The organism is Tenacibaculum soleae (assembly GCF_030549005.1).
Taxonomy (GTDB): Bacteria; Bacteroidota; Bacteroidia; order Flavobacteriales; family Flavobacteriaceae; genus Polaribacter; species Polaribacter soleae.
Genome location: NZ_JAUOSW010000023.1, coordinates 1 through 2,791, shown reverse-complemented (window position 1 = coordinate 2,791; position 2,791 = coordinate 1). Strand labels below are relative to the sequence as shown.

Here is a 2,791-nt window from a genome sequence, read left to right as displayed (position 1 = left end):
TTTTACTATCTTTGGTTTAAGTTCGGAAAATTGCTGCGCTCTTTTCCGTAACGAAACCATACACAAGTACGTTGCCACCAATTTGAAAAATGAAACTCACGACAATAATATTTACATCATTTTTGATATTAAGTTGTAATCAAAACACGAAAAACAATAACGAAATGGGAATATTTGATAAACTTTTTGGAAAGAAAGAACCTGCCAAAAAAGAATTACCAAAAACTTACAATCAAGAAATTGAGAAAACGAGTGAAATGTTAGACGAAACAATATTTTGGAATATAGTTGACTCTTCAGTAAAGAATACTAAAAATCAAGATGCTCAAGAAAGGTTTTTAGTCAAAGAAATTGAAAAATTGACACCAAAACAAATGATTGGTTTCCGATTGAGAACTGACAAACTTCTTTACGATACTTACAACTCTGAAATGTGGTGTGCAGGATATATAATGAATGGAGGTTGTTCGGACGATGGATTTGAATATTTTAGAAATTGGATTATATCACGAGGTAAAGACACATATTATAAAGCAAAGGAAAATCCAGACAGTTTAATTTCGGAATTTGTAGAAGGCGAAGAATATTATGACTTTGAAAGTTTTTGGTATGTTGCATTAACGGCATTTGAAAATAAAACAGAAAAAGAATTATACGACTATATATCTGACGATTTTAAAACAAATGAAGGGAATTATCCGAATTTTGAGTTTACTTGGAAAGAGGAAGAACCTGAAACTATGAAAGCGATTTGTCCGAAGTTATTTGAAAAATTGTGGAATTAAAAACTGGTGGCAACAACGTGTATAATTAATGGCTGGTTTTAGCCTACTTACGAAAATCCTCGCGGATTTTCTATTCAGTTTTTATTTGCTAAATTAGGTGCTTAAACACGCCACTAATCATACACAAAACCGTTAGGGGCAAGCTAAACCACGCACACAAAATACCGTAAATGAAAGCAACTTTTTTAGGACACGGACTTGATTCAGGAGACAAAAATAACGTCGGAAAACAAATTGTAGCATCTTTAGAAAGCAAAGACTATAAAATTTTCAATGGTTTCGTTGCTTTTGCTTCTATTTCAGGCGTTAAAATGCTTCAACCATTTCTTAAAAAAGCTAAATCTAAATATGACCATATCCGATTTTACATTGGAGTTGATAACAGAGGTACATCAAAAGAAGCTTTAGAATCTTTGCTTTATCAAAATATCAATACTTACATATATTATGATAAAAGAAACTACGTAACTTATCATCCGAAATTATTCATTTTTGAGGGAGAAAAGTTTACAAGAGTAATAATTGGTTCTTCAAACTTAACAAGTTCAGGATTGAAATCTAATTTAGAAGCATCTATTCAATTGGATTTTCGTACTAAAACTGATAAACAAGGAATAAATCTAATCAATGAAATTAAAGATTATTATTCCGATTTACTGGATTTATCATCATCAAAGCTTGAATTACTTACACAAGAATTATTACAAAAATTAATAAAAGATAACTTACTTTTTAACCAGTTTGGAGAAAAAGAGAAAATTAAAGAACCAAAAAATAACGATGGGGAAAATCCGGACGAAAAACAAACAGATATAGAAATTACTGATTATGATATTGAATCCGGATTTGAGCAAATTGACACATCGACTAAAAGAACTACTGAAAAAAGTTTTGGCGAAAACGACTATGAAAAATTCGACACAATATTAGAAAGATATATTTCTTATAAAAAAAATAAAAGACCTTCTGGAATAGTAAGTAAACATACAGATGATAGAGAACTTTTTTATTGGTATCAAAAAATGCATAAACTCTATAATCAAGGTGGAGATTCGCTACCATTTGAAGTTTTTGAAAGATTATTAGATGTAGGTTTTCCATTTGGTGGCATAGGTAGAGAAAGAAAAAGATTAATCAAATGGAATAAGGATTTTAACAAAGTTGTAGAATATAAAAACAAAGTAGACCCAAATAGTGAATATACTTATGTGCCACAATTTAAGAACAAATCTAATCCGTATTATCTTGTTGGTAGGTGGTGCGCTTGGCAAAAACAGAGAAGAAAAGGTAATAAAAGTTATGGCCCAAAACTGACTGAATATGAGGAAAGGAAAATGCAATCCATCAACTTCCTTTGGGAATTTGATAGTACAATGTATAAACGCCCCAAAGACGAAGAATGGACTGACAGTTTAGTTGAGCTTGAGAATTATTATAGTAAAAAGAAAAACTTTAAGACAGTACCTTCTCAAAAAACTTATATTGGACATTGGCTAAACGACCAAATGACTTCAAAATTGAGACAAGACAGAGAAAATAGAACTGATTTAATTAGTGAAATAAGAGAAGAAATGTTAGGGAATCTTCTTGCGAAAAATGGTGTGGAATGGGAATGGGAGAAACAGAAACATAGAGAAAGTATTTTAGATAAAATCAACAGTTGGAAACTTATCGAAGAATTAAAGCGAACTGATAAAATCAAAGAATTCAGAGAAAAGAATCCAAAAATTTTAAAGAAACATAGGGACAATGTTGCACAATTAAGGAGTCAAAGCAAGAAATGGAATAATGACAGAAATAGATGGAAATATGAACTTTTAGACAAAGCAAATTTTCCGTATGAAAAACAATAAAAGCCAGCCCCTAACACCGTATATAATTTATTGCTGGCTTCTCGCCTACTTACGAAAGTCCTCACGGACTTTCTTTGTCGGTAATTATTTACTAAATTAGTTGCTTAAACCACGCAACAAACCATATACAAACACGTTGGCGCTCATAGAAAT

At 31.1% G+C, this 2,791-nt stretch carries 2 protein-coding genes; both read left to right on the top strand.

Annotated features, from left to right (window positions below; translation table 11 throughout):
- The first annotated feature begins 89 nt into the window (after positions 1-89).
- The gene (locus Q4586_RS13905; protein WP_303529981.1) at positions 90-785 is read left to right on the top strand and encodes a DUF4240 domain-containing protein; all 696 of its coding nucleotides are present in this window, start codon (positions 90-92) and stop codon (positions 783-785) included.
- A 170-nt stretch (positions 786-955) separates the two neighbouring features.
- The gene (locus Q4586_RS13900) at positions 956-2,638 is read left to right on the top strand and encodes a phospholipase D family protein (protein ID WP_303529978.1); all 1,683 of its coding nucleotides are present in this window, start codon (positions 956-958) and stop codon (positions 2,636-2,638) included.
- Positions 2,639-2,791: the final 153 nt, after the last annotated feature.